The sequence below is a fragment of the Vibrio sp. 10N.286.51.C3 genome (assembly GCF_003050065.1).
Taxonomy (GTDB): Bacteria; Pseudomonadota; Gammaproteobacteria; order Enterobacterales; family Vibrionaceae; genus Vibrio; species Vibrio crassostreae.
Genome location: NZ_PIGC01000013.1, coordinates 128,100 through 147,966, shown reverse-complemented (window position 1 = coordinate 147,966; position 19,867 = coordinate 128,100). Strand labels below are relative to the sequence as shown.

Annotated in this window: 15 protein-coding genes; 8 read left to right on the top strand and 7 right to left on the bottom strand. The window is 43.9% G+C overall.

What is annotated here, in order from left to right; translation table 11 throughout:
* Positions 1-284: 284 nt before the first annotated feature.
* Complete coding sequence (locus tag CWO27_RS15395; protein WP_107899201.1) at positions 285-3,455, bottom strand: HD domain-containing phosphohydrolase; 3,171 nt, start codon at positions 3,453-3,455, stop codon at positions 285-287.
* 449 nt (positions 3,456-3,904) lie between these two features.
* Between CWO27_RS15395 and CWO27_RS15390 the strand changes: the two genes are divergently transcribed.
* The 5 genes from CWO27_RS15390 (at position 3,905) to CWO27_RS15370 (ending at position 8,568) form a co-directional block, all read left to right on the top strand.
* Entirely contained in the window at positions 3,905-4,876 is a 972-nt protein-coding gene (locus CWO27_RS15390; protein WP_054547685.1) for a tripartite tricarboxylate transporter substrate binding protein, read from the top strand.
* 247 nt (positions 4,877-5,123) lie between these two features.
* Positions 5,124-5,624, top strand: a complete 501-nt coding sequence (locus tag CWO27_RS15385) for a tripartite tricarboxylate transporter TctB family protein (RefSeq protein ID WP_041472791.1) — start codon at positions 5,124-5,126, stop codon at positions 5,622-5,624.
* Between the two features lie 10 nt (positions 5,625-5,634).
* Positions 5,635-7,155: a tripartite tricarboxylate transporter permease gene (locus CWO27_RS15380; protein ID WP_102431184.1), complete on the top strand. Its 1,521-nt coding sequence runs from the start codon at positions 5,635-5,637 to the stop codon at positions 7,153-7,155.
* Between the two features lie 192 nt (positions 7,156-7,347).
* Positions 7,348-8,106, top strand: coding sequence for a sulfite exporter TauE/SafE family protein (locus CWO27_RS15375; protein ID WP_107899200.1), 759 nt, complete (start codon positions 7,348-7,350; stop codon positions 8,104-8,106).
* Positions 8,107-8,376: 270 nt separating this feature from the next.
* The gene (locus CWO27_RS15370) at positions 8,377-8,568 is read left to right on the top strand and encodes a hypothetical protein (RefSeq protein ID WP_017066914.1); all 192 of its coding nucleotides are present in this window, start codon (positions 8,377-8,379) and stop codon (positions 8,566-8,568) included.
* A 180-nt stretch (positions 8,569-8,748) separates the two neighbouring features.
* On the opposite strand, the gene CWO27_RS15365 is transcribed toward CWO27_RS15370, so the two are convergent.
* Positions 8,749-9,162, bottom strand: coding sequence for a VF530 family DNA-binding protein (locus tag CWO27_RS15365; protein WP_102431182.1), 414 nt, complete (start codon positions 9,160-9,162; stop codon positions 8,749-8,751).
* 391 nt (positions 9,163-9,553) lie between these two features.
* On the opposite strand from CWO27_RS15365, the gene CWO27_RS15360 reads away from it, so the two are divergent.
* On the top strand, positions 9,554-10,714 hold the full coding sequence (locus tag CWO27_RS15360; RefSeq protein ID WP_107899199.1) for an HD-GYP domain-containing protein: 1,161 nt from the start codon (positions 9,554-9,556) through the stop codon (positions 10,712-10,714).
* Positions 10,715-10,840: 126 nt separating this feature from the next.
* Here the strand turns inward: CWO27_RS15360 and gnd are convergent, their stop codons facing one another.
* The 5 genes from gnd to CWO27_RS15335 all read right to left on the bottom strand — a co-directional run bounded on the left by gnd (position 10,841) and on the right by CWO27_RS15335 (position 17,362).
* A complete protein-coding gene (gene gnd / locus CWO27_RS15355; protein ID WP_017059712.1) occupies positions 10,841-12,289 on the bottom strand; it encodes a decarboxylating NADP(+)-dependent phosphogluconate dehydrogenase in 1,449 nt (482 codons plus the stop codon).
* A gap of 29 nt (positions 12,290-12,318) precedes the next feature.
* A complete protein-coding gene (gene pgl, locus CWO27_RS15350; RefSeq protein WP_102530507.1) occupies positions 12,319-13,035 on the bottom strand; it encodes a 6-phosphogluconolactonase in 717 nt (238 codons plus the stop codon).
* Positions 13,032-14,534 (bottom strand): glucose-6-phosphate dehydrogenase, encoded by a 1,503-nt coding sequence (zwf, locus tag CWO27_RS15345; RefSeq protein WP_029405316.1) that lies wholly within the window; start codon positions 14,532-14,534, stop codon positions 13,032-13,034. The genes pgl and zwf overlap by 4 nt, the downstream gene beginning before the upstream one ends.
* Before the next feature lie 410 nt (positions 14,535-14,944).
* Entirely contained in the window at positions 14,945-15,640 is a 696-nt protein-coding gene (locus tag CWO27_RS15340) for a response regulator (RefSeq protein WP_019820707.1), read from the bottom strand.
* 69 nt (positions 15,641-15,709) lie between these two features.
* The gene (locus CWO27_RS15335; RefSeq protein ID WP_107899198.1) at positions 15,710-17,362 is read right to left on the bottom strand and encodes an ATP-binding protein; all 1,653 of its coding nucleotides are present in this window, start codon (positions 17,360-17,362) and stop codon (positions 15,710-15,712) included.
* A gap of 617 nt (positions 17,363-17,979) precedes the next feature.
* Between CWO27_RS15335 and CWO27_RS15330 the strand changes: the two genes are divergently transcribed.
* Both CWO27_RS15330 and CWO27_RS15325 read left to right on the top strand, forming a co-directional pair.
* Positions 17,980-18,207, top strand: coding sequence for a hypothetical protein (locus tag CWO27_RS15330; protein ID WP_009846577.1), 228 nt, complete (start codon positions 17,980-17,982; stop codon positions 18,205-18,207).
* A 213-nt stretch (positions 18,208-18,420) separates the two neighbouring features.
* On the top strand, positions 18,421-19,866 hold the full coding sequence (locus CWO27_RS15325) for a TolC family protein (protein ID WP_102480708.1): 1,446 nt from the start codon (positions 18,421-18,423) through the stop codon (positions 19,864-19,866).
* Position 19,867: the final 1 nt, after the last annotated feature.

Sequence of the window (19,867 nt, the reverse complement as noted above, 5' to 3'; positions counted from 1 at the left end):
CAGCTTTACCTTTAACGAGTCCTGGGAAACTCCCTAAACACTATGAAGTACTACTACAGAAAATATCCATGTTTATCCTGCCACCCCGAAGAGAAGATAGAAGTTATCTTCGCTGGGTGAAACTGAAACCCAAGAAATATGCGACAAATAGAAAAAATGCCAGTCAGCTTAACTGACTGGCATTACACCAATTGGGTGCGCTTTTAAGTCCTAGAAGGTTAAAGGTAAACCGTGTATTCACCTAATTTGCATCGAGTAGCGAAGCACCTTTTAATTTCGGGGTATTAAGCAGCTGCACTTTTCTGGAGATATTTCGACAAGTCGACGCTGTCTATTTGCTCTGGCTTCAAATAGATTTCAGCGTATCGAATGTGGGTCCCACTGGTTAAGAACAGCCTAAACAGTTCAATATCGATATGCTCATCCAGCGCCATTTTGTGCATGATGTCGACAGCGACACTAATTGGCTTCGCTTTCTTGTAAGGTCGATCGGCAGCGGTTAACGCCTCAAAGATATCTGATATCACCAGAATGCGTTCTGGGATTGAAAGGTCGTCACCAGTCAACTTCCTTGGATAGCCTGTACCTTTAAGGGTTTCATGGTGAGTCGACGCATAACGAGGCACGCGGCTTAACTCTTTCGGGAATGGTAAGTTCTCAAGCATCTTAATCGTAGCAAGCATGTGCTCGTTTATCTTAAATCTGTCTTCAGCAGTCAATGTGCCGCGTGCAATACTCAGATTGTAGACTTCGCCTAGGTTGTATAAATACTCAGGCACATCCATTTTAATTTGATGTTTCGGGTCAAATTCTAACGGCCTATCTCTTTTCACTATATGCTCTGGTTTATCACTTAACAGTGGCTCTGTCGCTGGCAAGCCTGAACTCGGTGCTCGATTCAACGCCTCTATCGGTGATAGACCAAGTTGATCATCAAAGTTACGCGTCCAAGTCGTTTCAGCTATCAAGCGAATACGAGCAACTTTGTCATCACTCATGAATTCACCACCAACATTAGACGTCGCGATAAACTCAAAATCATCTTGTAGCTTCTGTTGCGCTTCAGCCAACTCTGTTTGGATTTGTTTGTTCGCTAGCTTGCCTTCAAGCTGTTTCGTTAATGCTATTATTTCAGCATCACGCCACAATACCTCAAATCGAGTTCTCACCTCGTGAATTCGGTTGTAGTTGGCCTCAAGCTTCGTACCTTTATCGACGATGTGTTCCGGCGTTGTTATTTTTCCGCAGTCATGCAACCAAGCCGCAATTCTAAACTCACGGCGCTCATCATCATTTTTAAACTCAAAATTTTTAAAATGATCAGATTGTGATTTCTCAGCCACGTCAGCTAGCATCAAACCTAGCTCTGGTACACGGTTACAGTGCCCAGCCGTATAAGGGGACTTGTCATCGATAGCTTGGGCGATAAGCTTGATAAACGACTCTACAAACGCCTCTTGCCTCTGTTCATGTCGTTTAAGCTCCATTGCCATTTCTTTTACAGCAACAGATAACTCCCACACTTCTTTAATACGAGTATTAAGCACAGCTACGTTGTCATAGTCACGCAACTTAACCTTGTGAGTCTCTTTCTCTAATTGGCGAATAGGACGTACTATAGGTGCACCAAAGACCCAAGCCACAGGCAAGGTTAAACTCATCAGTAAAATCGTTACACCAACAGAGGTTGCTAGACGCTTATTGACTGTACTGAAGACTTCAGATTCGGGAATCAATACCGCAAAATACTCAGAGTAGTGTTCGCCCGTGTCTATTTTCTTTAAATAGAGATGCTTAATCTCACCATTCAACTCGACCCTTACCATACTACCTTCAACCGTTGCTTCCTTAGTCAAATCATAAAGTTCAGTATAAGGAACCGTCGTATTCGTATTAAAGCCGGTATCATGCAGCCACTTTTTTGCTAAGGCATCAAGTTGTTCACCACTTAACTTGCTGATAGCTTGATCAATAATTGGAAGCAATTGTTTATGCTTGCTCTGCAGCACCAAATGGAATTGATTTGAGTAGTTCTGTTTTAGATCTTCTAGAGTCCCATTGACAACAAGGCCTGGCTGGAAAAACCTATCTAATGCAAACGAGAGTACGGGTTCAGCTTCTAAGAAAGCAAAGTTCTCTTCGCTTTCAATTGAATTAAATGCAGACTCTAGGTTTTCAAATTCAACTAAATCAATGTTCGGAAAGTCCTCTCTTAACTTAGGAATAATTGACCACCCAGATAAAATGGCAACTTTTTTACCCTCAAGCTCGGCATAATTAGTGACAACCTTCGCACCGACCCTTGTCACGACAGAAAATGGCAATTCATAAATTGGAGTCGTGTATAGGCCATCTATGCCATTATTTTTATAATTTTGAACCGATTGCAGGCCATCAATACTTCCTTCTTGAAACTTACTGACAAGCTCGCCCCAAGAGAAACCATTGACAAATTCAAACCTGATCCCTGTCATCTCACCAATCATGTTAAGAAGGTCTATCGCATAGCCGTTTGGCTTTCCCGCCACTGAAAAGTCCATCGGCCCCCAATCATTTTGATTAGACACTAACAGCGGAGGGGTATCGTTAACCAAGGTTTGTTGTTCAGACGATAGCATCAATGTGGATACATCAAACTCCAATTCCTGATTGTTAACCTTGAGGTTAGACGCAATAATATTACCCGATTTCGAATATAAGAAAGACTCAACCTTACTGTCTTCTGCTAAACCAAGCGCCGTACCTGAGAGTTTGCTAGCCAAAGAAGACAACACAATATCAATACCAATCACATGTTGAACTTCAGATTCGATTTTCGCATCAAACGCTAAAGAATAAGTTTGCCCGGTAATTTGTAAATGCTGAAAAAGATATGGCTGAGTTTTTTCGACCGACTGAACATTGGCAGAAACATACCAAGGCCTGGTTGTTGGAAAGTAGTTGCTCTGCTCCGTAGTTGAGTCTCTTAGCGTAAACTCTTGGTCAAAATATTTCGTCGTACGGACGCGCTCCTCCCCTCTATTATGAATCTCAACCACAACCCAACGGTCCGTTTGTTGTGCACCGATTTTCTCTCTAACGACAGGGGCAGACTCTAGATTAATAATTTGGAAGAAGTTTTCATTGGATGAGCCAATGTAAATACTATAAAAGAGAGGGTTATCTTTAATGGCTTCAGAAAGAATACTACGCGACTCTTCTTTTGATATTTTGTTACTGATAGACCGTTTCACTGAAGCAAGTAAACGCGCGGTGTTGGCTGCGTCAGAATCAACCGCGCCGATATAGTTACTCAACTCTTGGGACACCATCGTCAACTTGGATAAGGTATTCTCAGTCGCCATTTTTTTACTGAAGTAATATTGCAGTGAAACCGCAACAACAGCGGTAAGAAAAGTCGCGAGTAAAAACATTCCTCCAACAGTAAATCGTAAAGAAATTTTTTTGTCTGTCATTATTCGATCCTTGAATAACCACTAGCCCAGAAATGTAACATGCCAGCAATATTTATATTATTACAGTAGCATAACCAACCTAGCAACACATTATTCCATATATCCAAGATCGTCTCTCCATATCACTCTTTGCGTCACAATAAGTTCCCTCTTTGATGATACATAGCTGTATAAAGCGACCAACAGTCAAAAAATTGCTCACATAAACTCAAGGAAAACCTAATTATTATGGCTGGCAGAATCCTATAGCCACGCCACTGTGAACTTTATGAACAATATTATTCCAATGTTCTTTATTCTCAATATCGCCGCATTACAGACATTTCGTTAACACACCGTTAACTTTAGTTGCATCTGCTAAGCAATGTTCTACTCATCTGTTTAGTAGCTGGAAATAAAACATAAGTTTCTCTCCATTGAAGAGATACCCTACATAAGGAACGTGAACCATGTTCAAGGCACTGAAACCTACTCTTGCGGCTTCTATCATCGCAGCAACCTTTTCTTTCAACACTTTTGCTGCTGACGTAGAAAAAATCCACTTCCTAATCCCTGGCGGCGCTGGTGGCGGTTGGGATATGACAGCTCGTGGTACGGGTGATGTATTGGTCAAATCAGACATCGTAGAAAATGTCTCTTTCCAAAACTTATCTGGTGGCGGCGGCGGTAAAGCCATTGCACACCTAATTGAAACGGCTCAACGCCAAGAAGACACGCTGATGGTGAACTCAACACCTATCGTTGTGCGCTCTCTAACGGGTATTTTCCCACAGTCTTTCCGTGACCTAACACCTGTTGCTGCAACCATTGCCGATTACGGCGCAATCGTGGCTTCTGCAGATTCTAAATACAACACGTGGGAAGACGTAGTAAAAGAATTCGAAGCAAACCCTCGTAAAGTAAAAATTGCTGGCGGTTCAGCTCGTGGCAGCATGGACCACCTTGTAGTTGCTGCGGCGTTCAAGGGCGAAGGTTTTGATGCGAAAAAAGTTCGCTACATTGCCTACGATGCTGGCGGTAAAGCGATGGCGGCACTGCTTTCTGGCGAAACACAGCTGCTTTCTACTGGCCTTGGTGAAGTGCTAGAGATGTCTAAATCTGGCCAAGTAAAAGTGCTTGCTGTGACGGCGCCAAAGCGTCTTGACGCTGCACCTAATATCCCAACACTGACTGAGTACGGCAACGAAACCGTATTCGCTAACTGGCGTGGTTTCTTTGCAGCACCAGGCACAAGCCAAGCGAAGATCGACGAATGGAATGTAGCGCTTGGCAAAATGTACAAAACCGATGAGTGGCAAGTGGTTCGTGACCGTAACGGTTGGATCGACAACTACAAAGCTGACAAAGATTTTTACGCCTTCCTAGAAGATCAAGAAAAACAGATGGGCGACCTAATGCGTGAGCTTGGTTTCTTGAAATAACCAACAGCCATAGAGGGCTTATGTGCCCTCTTACTCTTTCCTTGTTTCGCCGTACATGAGTTAACTTCAAACTCCTTTGTTTATTCGTAGACGTATTACTAACGCTTGCCGATTCGTTGTAAACGCAAGTGGCTGATAAACCAGTACCGTAATTCGCTTACCTATGGTTAGTGATCCCAGACATTCTTCATTAACTCGCTCATGTACGGCTTTTTTACTATTTATACCACCCCAAATGGAGTTGGATATGTCGGACTTACCAACCAAATTTCTGAGTAAGGAATCTTTGCTTTCAAAGGATCGCATCGGAGCCATGATCTTTATGCTGGCGTGCTTGTGCTATGGCTACCAAACCACGCTAATTCCTTTGTTTCCCGGTGACGAGTACGAACCCTTCACAGCAAGAACATTACCTACCCTGTTGACGTTTATCGGCATTGGCCTTTCGTTGATCCTGCTTATCACAGGACAACCGGATAAGAAAGTCACATGTGACACAACGCCGTTGAACTGGAAACTGCTGATTGGATTCTTGGTGTTAATGGCACTATACGGTGTTGGGCTGACTTATCTTGGCTTTGTTTTAGCAACCAGCTTCTTCTTACTTGCAGGCTTTTACCTATTGGGTGAGCGTCGTAAAGCTGTTTTATTTGGCGCGTCGTTTCCTTTCGTTATCGCGTTCTTTCTTTTATTAACTCAAGGCTTAGATATCTACCTAGAGCCTGGTTTAATCTTCACTCTTTGGTAGGGATAACATTATGTTAGACGGAATTTTACAAGGACTTTCTACCGCTGTGATGCCAATGAACATCATGATGGTAATCGTGGGCTGTTTCGTAGGTACCTTCATCGGGATGCTCCCGGGCCTAGGTCCAATCTCAGCCATTGCTCTGATGATCCCTATCACTTACGGCCTAGACCCTTCTTCTGGCTTAATCTTGATGGCTGGTGTGTACTACGGCGCGGTATTTGGTGGCTCGACGTCATCAATATTAATCAACGCTCCGGGTTGTTCTTCAACGGTAGTAACCGCGTTTGATGGCTACCCGATGGCTCAAAAAGGGCAAGCAGGTAAAGCACTTGCACTCGCGGCTTACTCTTCTTTCACTGGCGGTACACTTTCAGCGATCATGCTTTTAATTGCTGCTCCGGCTCTAGCAAGCGTGTCATTGAGCTTCCAGTCTTCTGACTACTTTGCATTGATGCTATTAGGTCTATCGGCTGTAGCTGCGTTTGCAGGCCCTGGTCAGGTTATCAAAGCGTGGATGATGACTATTTTAGGTTTGATGCTGTCAACGGTCGGTATCGACAAAGGTGTTGGTGTTGAACGTTTCACATTCGGCCTAACGGACTTAATGGATGGCTTCAGCTTCTTATTGTTAGCGATGGCAACGTTTGCACTGGGCGAAACCTTAATGGGTATTCTAAAGCCAGAAAAAGACACCAGCGCTGAAGAAAGCCAAAAGATGTCTGATATCGGCAGCATGAAAGTGACCAAAGAAGAGATCAAAGAAGTCGCACCGGTTTCGATTCGTTCTTCGATTCTTGGCTTCTTTACCGGCGTACTTCCAGGTGCTGGCGCAACTATCGCTGCTTTCTTAAGTTACGGCATGGAGCGTAGTCTTGCACCGAAAGACAAACAGAAAGAGTTTGGTAAAGGCAGTATTCGCGGTCTTGTTGCTCCAGAATCGGCAAATAACGCAGCATCAAGTGGTTCATTCGTTCCGCTACTGACGCTGGGTATCCCGGGCTCTGGTACAACAGCTATCATGCTAGGTGCATTAATCGCTTATGGCATCCAACCGGGTCCTCGTCTGTTCGTTGAGCACCCTGATGTATTCTGGTCGGTAATCATCTCTATGTACTTTGGCAACATCGTACTGGTTATCTTGAACCTGCCTTTGATCCCTTACATTTCTAAGCTATTAGCGGTACCAAGAACGGTTCTACTGCCAATGATTATCTTCTTTTCAATCACAGGCGTGTACCTAGTATCTTTCAACACCATGGACGTATTTGTGATGTTACTAGTGGCGATGGCAGCAATAGCATTAAGGCTTGCCAACTTCCCACTCGCTCCATTATTGCTTGGCTTTATCTTAGGTGGCTTGATGGAAGAGAACTTAAGACGCGCACTGATGATCAGCGACGGAGAGCTCAGCTTCCTATGGGAACGCCCAATCACCATGACCTTCACTATTCTGGCGGTATTGGTTCTGTCTAGCCCGATTCTGGTTAAGCTGTTCAAGAGCTTTAGAGCAAAACCAGTAGAAGTGTAAAGCTCGACCAAATCAACTGAACCTAAACGAAAGGAGCCATTGGCTCCTTTTTTGATTTAGCTAGTCAATTCAAACCAACAGTTAAAGATGGTAGCAAACTCACAAACTCGCACTTTCAAGACGCACAGCTCTGATATTCATAACAAATTCAAGTAAGGTAACTCATCAGTTAACGTATTGGATTCTAAAACTATGGATTGGTTGGTTCTCTTCTTGTCAGGCGTGATTGGTGGTGTGCTTAACTCTATTGCTGGTGGAGGCAGCTTCATCACTTTCCCTGCTCTATTGTTTGCTGGTGTTCCACCAATAGCAGCCAACGCGACCAATACCTTTGCATCGTGTGCAGGCTACATCAGTGGTGCTTATGCGCTGCGCCACGAAATTCAATCTGGTACCAAACAGCTTAAACTGACCATTGCTCTATGTGTGATTGGCGGTGGCATAGGTGCTTTCTTACTGCTGCACACACCAGAAGCATTGTTTACTCAATCCGTACCTTGGTTACTGCTTTTTGCGGCATTGCTTTTCACCTTTGGTGGCACGCTCAATAAATGGCTGAAACAAGCAACAGCAAAACACAAACACGCCACCAGCGCTGGCGTCTTCTTTTCCGCTTTATTGCTTTTGATTGTATGTATCTATGGTGGATACTTTAATGCCGGACTAGGAATCGTCACATTGAGTTACCTGGCTTTGGCTGGTTACACCAATATCAACGTGATGAATGGCATCAAACTGCTTGTATCCGCTTGTGTATCACTTGCGGCAATCGTGTTTTTTATCGTAAATGGCTCGATTGATTGGCCATCAGGCATGGCCGTTTTAATGGGGACTTTGGTTGGTGGTTATTACTCAGCAAAAATCTCTCGCCGCATCCCACAACATTATGTTCGTAACACAGTGATCATCGCGAGTTTCTTAATCACCGCTTACTTTTTCTATACTAACTAGGTTTGATGCTAAGTCGGTTTTATACCAACCCGGTTTGCGTTAATTAAACCCGAGATTGAGCTTTATTCTAACTGGGAAACATAGCGGAAAAACTGATTCTCAAATTTCCTATCTCACTATTTTATTGCTTATAAAATAGCCATGGCTATATATGTGAGACGAGTCCTTTAATTAGTAAATTTGATAATAATTTAGACTGTTTTTTAGCCTTTATTTTGCCAAAGGTGGGATAATTCTCCTGTCGAAAGTGATACTTCATTAGGAGGCGTTATGAACATTAAACTCGGTCATGTCATGTCATCGAGTCGACTCATTTGCTTTGTCGCTTTTCTTGCTGCCACATTCGCGTGGATTCTCAAAATGCCCGCTCTGTTTTCTGTGTCAGCGCTATTCTTACTTATCAGTGCCATCGTTTATGTCACCGATCTTTGGAAGAATCAAAGAAAGAACCGCGAAGCTTAAGACTCAAATACAGCAGGCTTTACACGCTTGAATAAAGTACACACGTTAAAAAAGGAGCACTTAGGCTCCTTTTGTCTTTTATGCGTATCGCTTTAGCTGATTAGACGGCGTTATTAATGACGCCTCTTTATAAGCGAGGCCTTGTTCTTAACGACGGTTCTTTCTAACGACGGCTTCTTATTAACGACGGAAGTTACGACCGTTACCGCCACGACGAGCTTTAAATGCAGAAGCCGCTTTAGCTTGAGAAGCCTGGATAGACTCAACCGTTAATTCCATTGGCTCACGAGGTTCTAAACCATGACGGAATGTACGTGAACGCGGAGGCATCTGGTATTCGATGTCTGATGCTTTAGGCATACGCTTAAAACGGTAAAGGTAGAAGTTTTCAACCTTCTCACGAGCCCATTCCGTCTTCTTCAGATATTTAACAGCGCTTGCTACAGTTGGCTTTGTGTTAAAGCAGTTCATACGCATTGCTGCGTCCAAAATTTCCCAACCATAATGATCCACTAACTCAGTGATCATGGTCTCAAGCTTTAAGCCGTGCAGAGGGTTATTTTGTTGCAGTTCGATTCTTTCTTCTTCAGTCATAACATTACCTTTTTCAAGGCAGCTCACGGCCTTGAATATACTCTAGAGCACCGTCATCACTGACCGCTTCTAGCTCAATCACTTAGGCATTACATCCATTGCCCTTATTTATGCCTTTATGATGGCATAAAGCATGTACGTTATCCTATTTATCTTTTCATTTAATTTCAAAATGGTCACTTAACGCCTGAATTATCATCAAGCTCTTTCCCTTTCCTCTGATTCCGGAACCTACAAAAGTACCAGTTAACAAAAATGAAGGTAATGCAATGAAATAACCATTTATCTCATAATGATATTGCATTTTATCAGAACGCAATGCTATTTTTAATAACGATACTAAAAACAAAAAATAATCCCGAATAAACAATGATATAACTATAAATAAAGGTTGGCTTATAACATGTTTGACTACTCCCAGCTCAACAGAGTAGCCGCTCAAGATAAGGACATTATCGCCATTGTTGATGACCTTTTCCGGCTAGCTCGTGAATATTACCCCATATTATCTCGGCTTTCCGTTGTACTATGCAGCGAAAACAGAGCATCGAATTACTTCGTTTCAGACACGCTGTGCCAAGAAGCAGAACATCGATACGTAGAACAAGAACTTAAACCAGAATCAGCTTTGTCTCGAATGGCTGAATCTCTCGACACTCGAATCATCCACGATCTCGCCTCAATCAAACCGACCAAGCAAATTTCACACTTACTTCAGCTTGGACACCAAAGCAGCTATACAACGCCTATTCACTATCAAGAAAGTAATCTTGGATTCGTGTTTATCAATGCATCGTCAACGGGCTTTTTTGCTAAGGAATATATCCAGTGTGATATTGCCTACATCTCTCAGCTTATCTCGAGTTTGTTTGTTCAACTGTTTGAAAGGCAACGTCACTTTCAGTCGTCATTAGCCATCGCGCTAAACATGGGACACGCTCGCGACCCTGAAACCAAAGAACATCTGATTCGTATGGGAAAATACAGTGAACAGATCGCCAGAACGATGTCCGAGAGTAATAATGAAATCACACATCAGTTCATTCATCGTATTCGTTTATACGCACCCTTCCACGACATAGGAAAATATCGAATCCCAGATAACGTGTTATTCAGCTCCGGTCGTTTCTCAGCAGAAGAAAGAGCCATCATGAATAATCACACCTTATATGGTGAAGAGATGATTAACGATGTGGTGTCCCTCTCCCATCATTGCTCTATGTGTTCTGATGAAATTCAGTTCATTAAGAATATTGTGCGTCATCACCACGAGCGATTTGATGGCTCTGGGTTACCTGATGGTCTAAGTCATACTGCGATTCCACTTGAAGCACGAATTGTAACGCTCGCGGATGTGTTTGATGCGCTGATGAGCAAAAGAGCTTACAAACACGCATGGTCACTGGATGAAGTCATGGAATACATTGAAGCGCACAACGGTTCGATGTTCGACCCTGAATGTGTTGAGGCGCTTAAACAGAACCTAGACGGCTTTATGGCAATTCGGGAGCAATACAACGACGATGTAAAACCCCAGCCCATGATGGCTTGAGATATAAATTCTTTGTTATCTAGATCGAATAGAGCGCAAACCAATAAAAAAGGATGCCCATTGGCATCCTTTTTTCTATTTACAGCTTAAAGAACAAACACGTTCTTAACTGATTCTAACTAACGATTATACGTCGTAAGTTGTAGAAGCAGTGTCGCCGCCAGTACCAGTCCAGTTTGTGTGGAAGAATTCACCACGTGGACGGTCTGTACGCTCGTAAGTGTGAGCACCGAAGTAGTCACGTTGAGCTTGAAGCAGGTTCGCTGGTAGACGTGCCGTTGTGTAACCGTCTAGGAAAGATAGCGCAGAAATCGTGCATGGCATTGGGATACCAGACTCTAGAGATTTCGCTGCTACTTTACGCCATGCTACTAGGCTGCCTTGTAGGATGTTTTTGAAGTACTCGTCAGAACCTAGGAACGCGATGTCTGGGTTTGCTTCGTACGCATCACGGATGTTGCCTAGGAATGCAGAACGGATGATACAACCACCACGCCACATTAGTGCTACGTTACCGTAGTTTAGGTCCCAGCCGTTTTCGTTCGACGCTTCACGCATTAGCATGAAACCTTGAGCGTAAGAAATGATCTTAGAAGCCAGTAGAGCTTGACGTAGTGCATCAACCCACTCTTGCTTATCACCTTCAACTGGAGTGATTGTTTTCTCAAACAAAGCTTCAGCTTCAACACGTTGGTCTTTAAGAGCAGACAGGCAACGAGAGAATACAGACTCAGAGATTAGAGTTAGTGGGATACCTAGGTCTAGTGCGTTAATACCTGTCCACTTACCCGTACCTTTTTGGCCAGCAGTATCTAGGATCTTCTCAACTAGCGCTTCACCGTCTTCATCTTTGTAGCCAAGGATGTCAGCAGTGATTTCAACTAGGTAGCTGTCTAGCTCAGTCTTGTTCCAATCAGCGAATACTGCTTGCATCTCGTCAGCAGACATACCTAGGCCATCTTTCATGAACTGGTATGCTTCAGTGATAAGCTGCATGTCACCGTATTCGATGCCGTTGTGTACCATTTTAACGAAGTGGCCAGCACCGTCGTTACCAACCCAGTCACAACAAGGCTCACCTGCGTCAGTTTTTGCAGAGATACCTTGGAAGATTGGCTTAACCGCTTCCCAAGCTTCAGCCGCGCCGCCTGGCATGATTGAAGGACCGAAACGAGCACCTTCTTCACCACCAGATACACCAGTACCGATGAAGTGGATGCCTTTCTCACGACAATGCGCTACACGACGGTTAGTGTCTGGGTAGTTAGTGTTACCACCATCAATGATGATGTCGCCTTCGTCTAGAAGTGGGATTAGGTTTTCGATGAACGTGTCTACAACGTCACCAGCACGAACCATAAGCATCACTTTACGTGGTGCTTCTAGCTTCTCAACTAGCTCTTCTAGAGAGTAAGCACCAACGATGTTAGTACCTTTAGCTGGGCCTTCTAGGAACTCGTCTACTTTAGCAGCAGTACGGTTATGAGCCACAACTTTAAAGCCGTGGTCGTTCATGTTTAGGATAAGGTTCTGACCCATTACTGCTAGGCCAATTACACCGATATCACCTTTCATTATTTATATCTCCTTGCGGCTATTCGCACTTATGCGATAGCACTTGCTGCATTTGAATCTAGGAACCACTCTGTTTCGCCAGTTTTAGACTGGATTTTCGCTGCCGGGTAAGGCAGCTCTGAAGCAGGAGTTGTATGAATTTCTTTAACGATCTCAACTTTACCTGCACCTAGTACTAGGTAGCTGATTCGTTTTGCTGCTTCTAAAACTTTCGCTGTTTTAGAAACACGGATTTGACCAGACTCCGGATGAGAAGCCAGTACAGACAGGTTCTCATCTTGGTAATTGGTTGCACCCGGGAATAGTGAAGCTGTGTGGCCGTCTGCGCCAACACCCAGCAGAATCCAATCGAAAACTGGCGTGCCGTTTTCTGTTGGGATTACGTCTGCCATCTCTTTTGCGAAACGCTCTGATTCTGCTTTAGGCTCATCTTCACCACGGATGCGGTGGATGTTCTCTGCTGGAAGGTTCACGTTTGAGAAAAGTAACGTATTCGCTTCACCGAAGTTGCTTTCAACGTCGTCTGGTCCAACGCAACGTTCGTCGCCCCACCAAAAGTGAAGGTTATTCCATTGAATACCTTCTGCGTATGGTGCTTGAGCTAAAAGCTTGAAAAGCATTTTTGGCGTGCTGCCACCAGACAATGAAATGTGAACAGGTTTACCCTGCTCGCTGTACGCTTTCATTTCGTTTGCTAGGTTTTCAACGACCAATTCTGGCGTTGCAAAGATCTTGTGATTGATCATAGTTCGCAGTAATCCGTGTCTGTTAAGTTTTTGCATGGGAAACGCCATGCGCGGCCATCACGTTGCAGAAGTTCATCCGCTTCCTGTGGGCCCCAAGTACCACAAGCATAGCCAAACAGCGCTTGAGGATCTTGCTTGAAGTCTAAGATTGGTTGAACGTACTTCCAACAAGCTTCTACTGCATCGGTACGAGCAAACAGAGTTGCATCGCCGTTTAGTGCATCAAGAAGAAGACGCTCGTAAGCCGTTAGCATTTGAGTTTCAGGCAAGTCAGAGTAAGAGAAGTTCATTTTCACTTCTTTTGCTTTGAAGCCTGCGCCCGGCTCTTTCAAACCAAAACTCATCTGAATTCCTTCATCCGGTTGGATACGGATAATCAGTTTGTTCTCTGGTGCATCTTGACCAAATACTGGGTGTGGCGTGTTCTTAAAGTGAATCACGATTTCAGTCACACGTGTTGGTAAGCGTTTACCTGTACGTACGTAGAAAGGAACACCATTCCAACGCCAGTTATTGATGTGAGCTTTCAAGCCGATGTAAGTCTCGGTACGAGAATCATCCGCTACACCGTGCTCTTCACGGTAACCAAGCAAATGCTGGCCGCGAACATCAGACGCTGTGTATTGACCTAAGACTAGATCTTTACGCAGATCTTCTTCCTCAAGAGGCTTAAGACACTGAAGCACTTTAACCACTTCATCACGAATAGAATCAGCGTTAATTTGTGCAGGCGGCTCCATGCCCACCATTGCTAGCACTTGTAGCAGGTGGTTTTGGAACATGTCACGAACAGCGCCAGAACCGTCGTAGTATCCGCCACGCTCTTCAACGCCAAGGAACTCAGCACCTGTGATTTCAACGTATTCAATAAAGTTACGGTTCCACAGTGGTTCAAACATCGCGTTTGAGAAACGAAGCACTAGAAGGTTTTGTACCGTTTCTTTACCAAGGTAGTGGTCAATACGGTAGATCTGGTGTTCTTGGAAGTGATGATGGATCTCTTCATCTAACGCTTGAGCAGAAGCTAAGTCGTAACCAAATGGCTTCTCGATGATCAGACGACGCCAGCCGTTCGTTTCATCGTTCAGGCCATGCGCAGCAAGGTTTGCTGGAATAACACCGTATAGGCTTGGCGGGGTTGCCAAGTAGAACAGTGTGTTATGGTTTTCAAATTGGTAGTCTTGCTCAAGCTTATCTAGACGTTGTGCTAAACGAGCGTAGTCGTCTACATCTGAAGTGTTGATCGCTTGGTAATGCAGATGTTCAATAAATGCATTCAGCGTCTCTGGCTCAGTTTTTTCCATTTCCTGAAGAGACTTCTTCAGCTTCTCACGGTAAGACTCATCGCTGTACTCAGTACGGCTCACTCCAAGAATCGCAAAGGATTCTGGTAGTTGATTGCTAGCATACAGGTGGTACAAAGCAGGAATTAACTTACGGTAAGTTAGATCTCCCGACGCACCAAAAATAACGATGCTGCTGTTTTCAGGTATTACCATCATCTTTCCTATAAAAACAAGGTTTTTAGTATTCGCCAAAGGTATCAGCGACATACGAAAATAGATAATAGGTCTTAACTATTACATCAATAGTAAGCGCCTATTAAATTTGAGAATGCGTTTGGTAAACGAGGGTGAAAGCTATCACCTCTATTCGGGACAGTATTGTCTATGACTATTTGATTTACATCAACCACTGTGAAAGCAATCGATTAAATATTGACTCATTTCGAACAAATTCTAATCGATAGCTCAGTTCATTAGGACCGAGGGAGAAGCAAATCGGCATTCTCAAACATTGTAATCAAGAAAGAACGGTATCTGGTCGGCGGAGTGGGCAATGGGAAAGGGAGAGAAAGGAAAAACCAGCTTATTCAACTGGCTTTATATTTATTTTGATGGTGTCGTGTTTATCTTTGCGCTTTGTTGTAGCAGCGTTCCGGGCGACCTACAGTACCGTAATTCAAGTCCGCGACTAACTCACCCGTCGTGATCAAGAATTCTAGGTAACGTCTGGCTGTGGTTCGGCTTGCACCAATGCGCTCACCCGCTTCATCAGCCGTAATATTCGTCGCGTCAGCTTGTTGAAATATCGCACGAATCTTATCGAGCGTTACACCATCGATTCCTTTAGGTAACGTCGATACTTTAGCCGAGTCTGCTTTCGCATTGGCTTGCAGCATTTTATCAACCAAACCTTGGTTCAAATCCGACACACTTTCAAATTCTTGCTGCTGTGATTGGTACTTTTTCAGCGCCGCTTCCAAGCGAGGAAACATTACAGGTTTTAGTAGATAGTCGACCACTCCGCCACGCATTGCTTGCTGCAAAGTGTCGACGTCGCGTGCCGCGGTAATCAAGATAACATCACAGCCTTGATTGCTGCCGCGAACGTGATTGAGAATATCGAGCCCGCACCCGTCCGGCAGATATACATCCAACAAAACCAAATCAGGCTTTAAGATGTCTAATTGCATAAGCGCTTCAGACTGTGTGGTGGCAATGCCGACCACGTCAAAGCCACCCATCTGTTCTAAATAACGATGGTGCAGCTCTGCAATCGCAATATCATCTTCAATGACCATGACTCTCGTGATTGCGTTCATTTATGTTCTTCCTTTAACCATGCTTTTTCCGTCACGATGATCTTCGCAAGATCACTTCGTGCTTAATTATTATTGTTCTTCTTTTGGTAAATAAACCGTCATTCGTGTACCAAAATCGTGGTTGTCGACCATTTCCAGCTGCCCTTGGTATCGGTCTGCCAGTTGCTTTATCAGATACAAACCTACACCGCGATTTTGCTTCGCTTTGCTCGATACGCCTTTTTCGGTGAGTGCTTTGGTGGCCAAGTCTTTCGGTAAACCACACCCTTTATCTTCTACTTCTACGATAATTTCATTACCAAAATCACTGATTGAAACTTCAATCACCCGACGAGCTGGAGCAATTTGCCCTTCTTGCTTAATAGCCGTCATAGTGGCGTCAAAGGCGTTATCGATCAGGTTGCCAAGAATGGTGACAACGTCATCCGCATTCAGCCAGCTAGGCAGCGCTTGAAGTCTTGAGCCTTCTTCGACCTTGAGCTCTAAACCAATTTCTCTCGCACGCTCCGTTTTACCAAGGAGCATACCTGCAATGAGCGGGTCTTTAACAGTTTCACGCAAGAACTCGATAAGGCTTTGATAATGTTCTGTTTCTTGGCCAATCAGTTGTTGTACCGAGTCCAACTCGCCCATCTGGATCAAGCCACTGATGGTGTTAAGCTTGTTTTGATGTTCATGGGTTTGTGAACGGAGTAGATCTGCATACTCTTTAGTTTGTGAGAGTTGGTCTGTTAAATCGTTGATCTCGTCTCGCAATCGGAAACTGGACACCGCCCCGACCACCTCACCAGCCACTATAATCGGGCTTCGGTTAGCAATGATTCGCTTATTGTTTAAGTACAACTCAACGTCGTGGTCGGTATCGCCTGTTGATAGCAGTTGCTCTAAATCACTACCGGGCAATACGTCAGAAAGGCGCTGTTGATTGAGTGCTTTATCTCTGTCTATCGATAAAATATCGCAGGCACTCTTATTAATTGACCGTAAAATGCCGTGCTTATCGATACTCAGAATACCCTCTTTCACGGTACTCATGGTTACATCTAACTCAACATACAGTCGGCCTATCTCTTCAGGCTCAAAGCCTAAAATAGCGCGCTGAAAACGACGAGATACATAGCTCGAAATCAAAGCATTGACCGCAACCACCAGCAACGCCATCACAATCAAAAAGGCTAAGTAAGGTTCGATTCGATCTTGCAAAGAATCCAATAAGTAACCAACTGACACCACACCAATAACGGTACCTTGGGTGTCTTTTACCGCGGATTTACCACGAACTGAAAAACCAAGCGACCCTTTGGCTGTCGACACATAAGACTCACCCAATACCAACGCTTTTTGGTTATCGCCACCACGCATGGGTTTACCGAGCCTGTCATCATAAGGGTGAATCAGGCGGATACCTTTATCATCTCCCACAACGATAAACGCTGCGCCAATGAGCTGAGTAAGGTTACGAAACTTAACTTGGGTTTCTTCAGACAGAACGTAGCGAACGCCATTAGGATCCAACGTTCCATTTTCTTGAATAATGCTGGTGACAAGCGGCGATTCAGATAGAAATTCAGCAACACCTAACGCTTTCAAACCCATCTCTTGCTCTTGAGATTGTTTGATGTAATAAAAACCAGCCGCTGCAAGAATCAAAAGTTCAACGAGGCCAGTGACCGTCATGATAATCAGTAACCTTTTACGGAAACTGATACTGCTCCATTTCATATTCCACCGTCCCTAGTGTTAGACGATCAATGTTAACACCAAGTTAATCGCATGACCTTTCTAGGGACGTGAATTTGTGACTGCTACTCAACTAAATAATTGAGCAGATTGTTAATTGATAATCCTTTACGTTGTTCATTTCGATTAATCGTTCATTTTTAGAACGGATTAGCTTAAAAACCAAAATAAACGAATAAATATTGAGCTAGATCACTAAGCTTTTAGGTGTTTTTTAGGTTGTTTAAAATAAATACAATTATAATGGTTGCATATGAAGGAGTTTATTGTTGCCAAGCTATACGTTGCAATTTTAAGACAGCGCTTTAAGCCGGAATTTCGGTTAACAGAAAGGCAACAACTCTTCACTCACTGGACGTATCGATAAGTAAAAGTTACTCGCTCGCCGTTACGAGTGATGGACAAACGGATTAAGTATTCTCCCCTATTCATCCATCGCTATTTCACACTCGGCTAGCCAGACAACGATGAGGTGACTGATAAAAGCAGCACCCAATAACAAAGCATTGATGAGCAGGAAGTATCGATCAGTGGCAACGTCCAATAGAAACAGGATAAAAAACATAACGTATAAACATTGTTGAAAAGGAAACCAGGCAATGAAACGCGATAACTTTGGAATTTGTCTTACTAAGACTATGCTGTTCAAACACTTACAATCGACTTTTACTCACGTAAGAGCCTATGAGAAAGATGGCACCTCCCCTCTCGATCTCAAGGTGTTGTTAGCATTCCCGCAAATGTCAGGTAGAGATTTATTACAAACAATGCAAGGTTCAAGACAATTGGTATGGCGCGCCGATCACCATTGTCCTAGCTTTAAATAAGCCGCTTCATTTTGTAAAACACTTCTATACTGAACTTAAAGAGCACGCGTTATCGTGCTCTTTTTGTTTCTATGTCGACAACAATTAAACCCTTAATAGCATTCACATTATATTAACGAGCGGCTATGCTAATTGTTCATATGAGGTAATCTGTTCAAGACAAATGATTATCCCCCTGTTAACATTAGAGCTAATACTCTAATTTGGTATTTAATGCAGATGACCAAACCGACATTCCGACGCCTTGCGATTGCCAGTATTCTTATCGGTGCTATCAGCTCGCCAAGCTATGCTGCTCCGCTCACTTTTTCTGAGGCGTGGCAAATACTCCAAGAGAACAACAACTCTCTTGCGGCTCAACAAGCCAACGTTGAGCGTTATCAACACCTTCAAAATGCAACCGGAAGCCTCAACCTACCTTCTGTCACTCTCGGCGCGAACTACACTCACCTTGATAGTGATGTGACTATCAATGGCGAACAGTTTTCAAACAGTTTGAGTGGCGTACCAAATTTGGGAGCTATCGGGGGGATTCTTCAACCTATATTAGGTGGCGTTACCTCAACGATCACCGAGCAAGATATCTTCAGCTCATCCATTCGTGCGGTGTGGCCTATCTTTACTGGCGGACGAATTACCGCTGCGCAAAATGCTGCAGAAGGCAAAAGCGAAGAAGCGCAGAGCCAGTTATTGATGGAGAAGCAAGCTCGCTACGAAGACTTGAGTAAATATTACTTCTCTGTGATCTTAGCGGAAGACGTGGTGAGAACGCGTCAAGCCGTCGAAACAGGCTTAACTCAACACCGTGATTTCGCCATCAAGCTTGAACAGCAAGGACAAATCGCACGAGTAGAACGCCTACAAGCCGATGCTTCTTTAGATAAAGCGATTGTAGAGCGCACGAAAGCTCAGAACGATCTCAAGATTGCTCAACTAGCACTGACTCAGATCCTTGGTCAAAATGAAAGTGTAGAACCCTCAGAGCAACTGTTTATCAATAAGAACCTGCCTCATATGGACGTGTTCATTGACCAAACTCTCATGACCTACCCCGGCCTTAAAATTCTTGATGCAAAAGAGAAACAAGCAAGCAGCTTAATTAAAGCCGAGAAAGGTAAGTACTACCCAGAGGTATACCTTTACGGTGACTACAGCCTGTATGAAGATGACTCTCTAGCCAGTGAAATGAAACCCGATTGGTTAGTTGGTATTGGTGTAAATGTGCCGTTGATTGACACTTCAGGCCGTTCCGACAAAGTCGCTGCGGCTCACAGTGCCGTATCGCAGGTTCAATTCCTTAAGTCGCAAGCCAAACAAGACTTAACCGTGTTGGTACAAAAGACCTACCTTGAAGCAAACCAAGCGATTGAAGAGGTTCAAGGACTCAACTCTAGCTTATCGTTAGCTCAAGAGAACCTATCACTTCGCAAAAAAGCGTTCACTCAAGGCTTATCTAACTCGTTAGAAGTGGTTGATGCTGAACTATACCTTGCGAGCATTAAGACACAGCAATCTGCTGCTCGATTCAAATATCTTATCTCTCTCAACAAGCTTTTGGCGCTTACCAGCGAAATGAATGCTTACTCAAGTTACTTAACCTCTTCTGTTACGTCTGATTTCGAATCAAAAACAGACACCGCTAGCCAGTCAAAAGGATAAT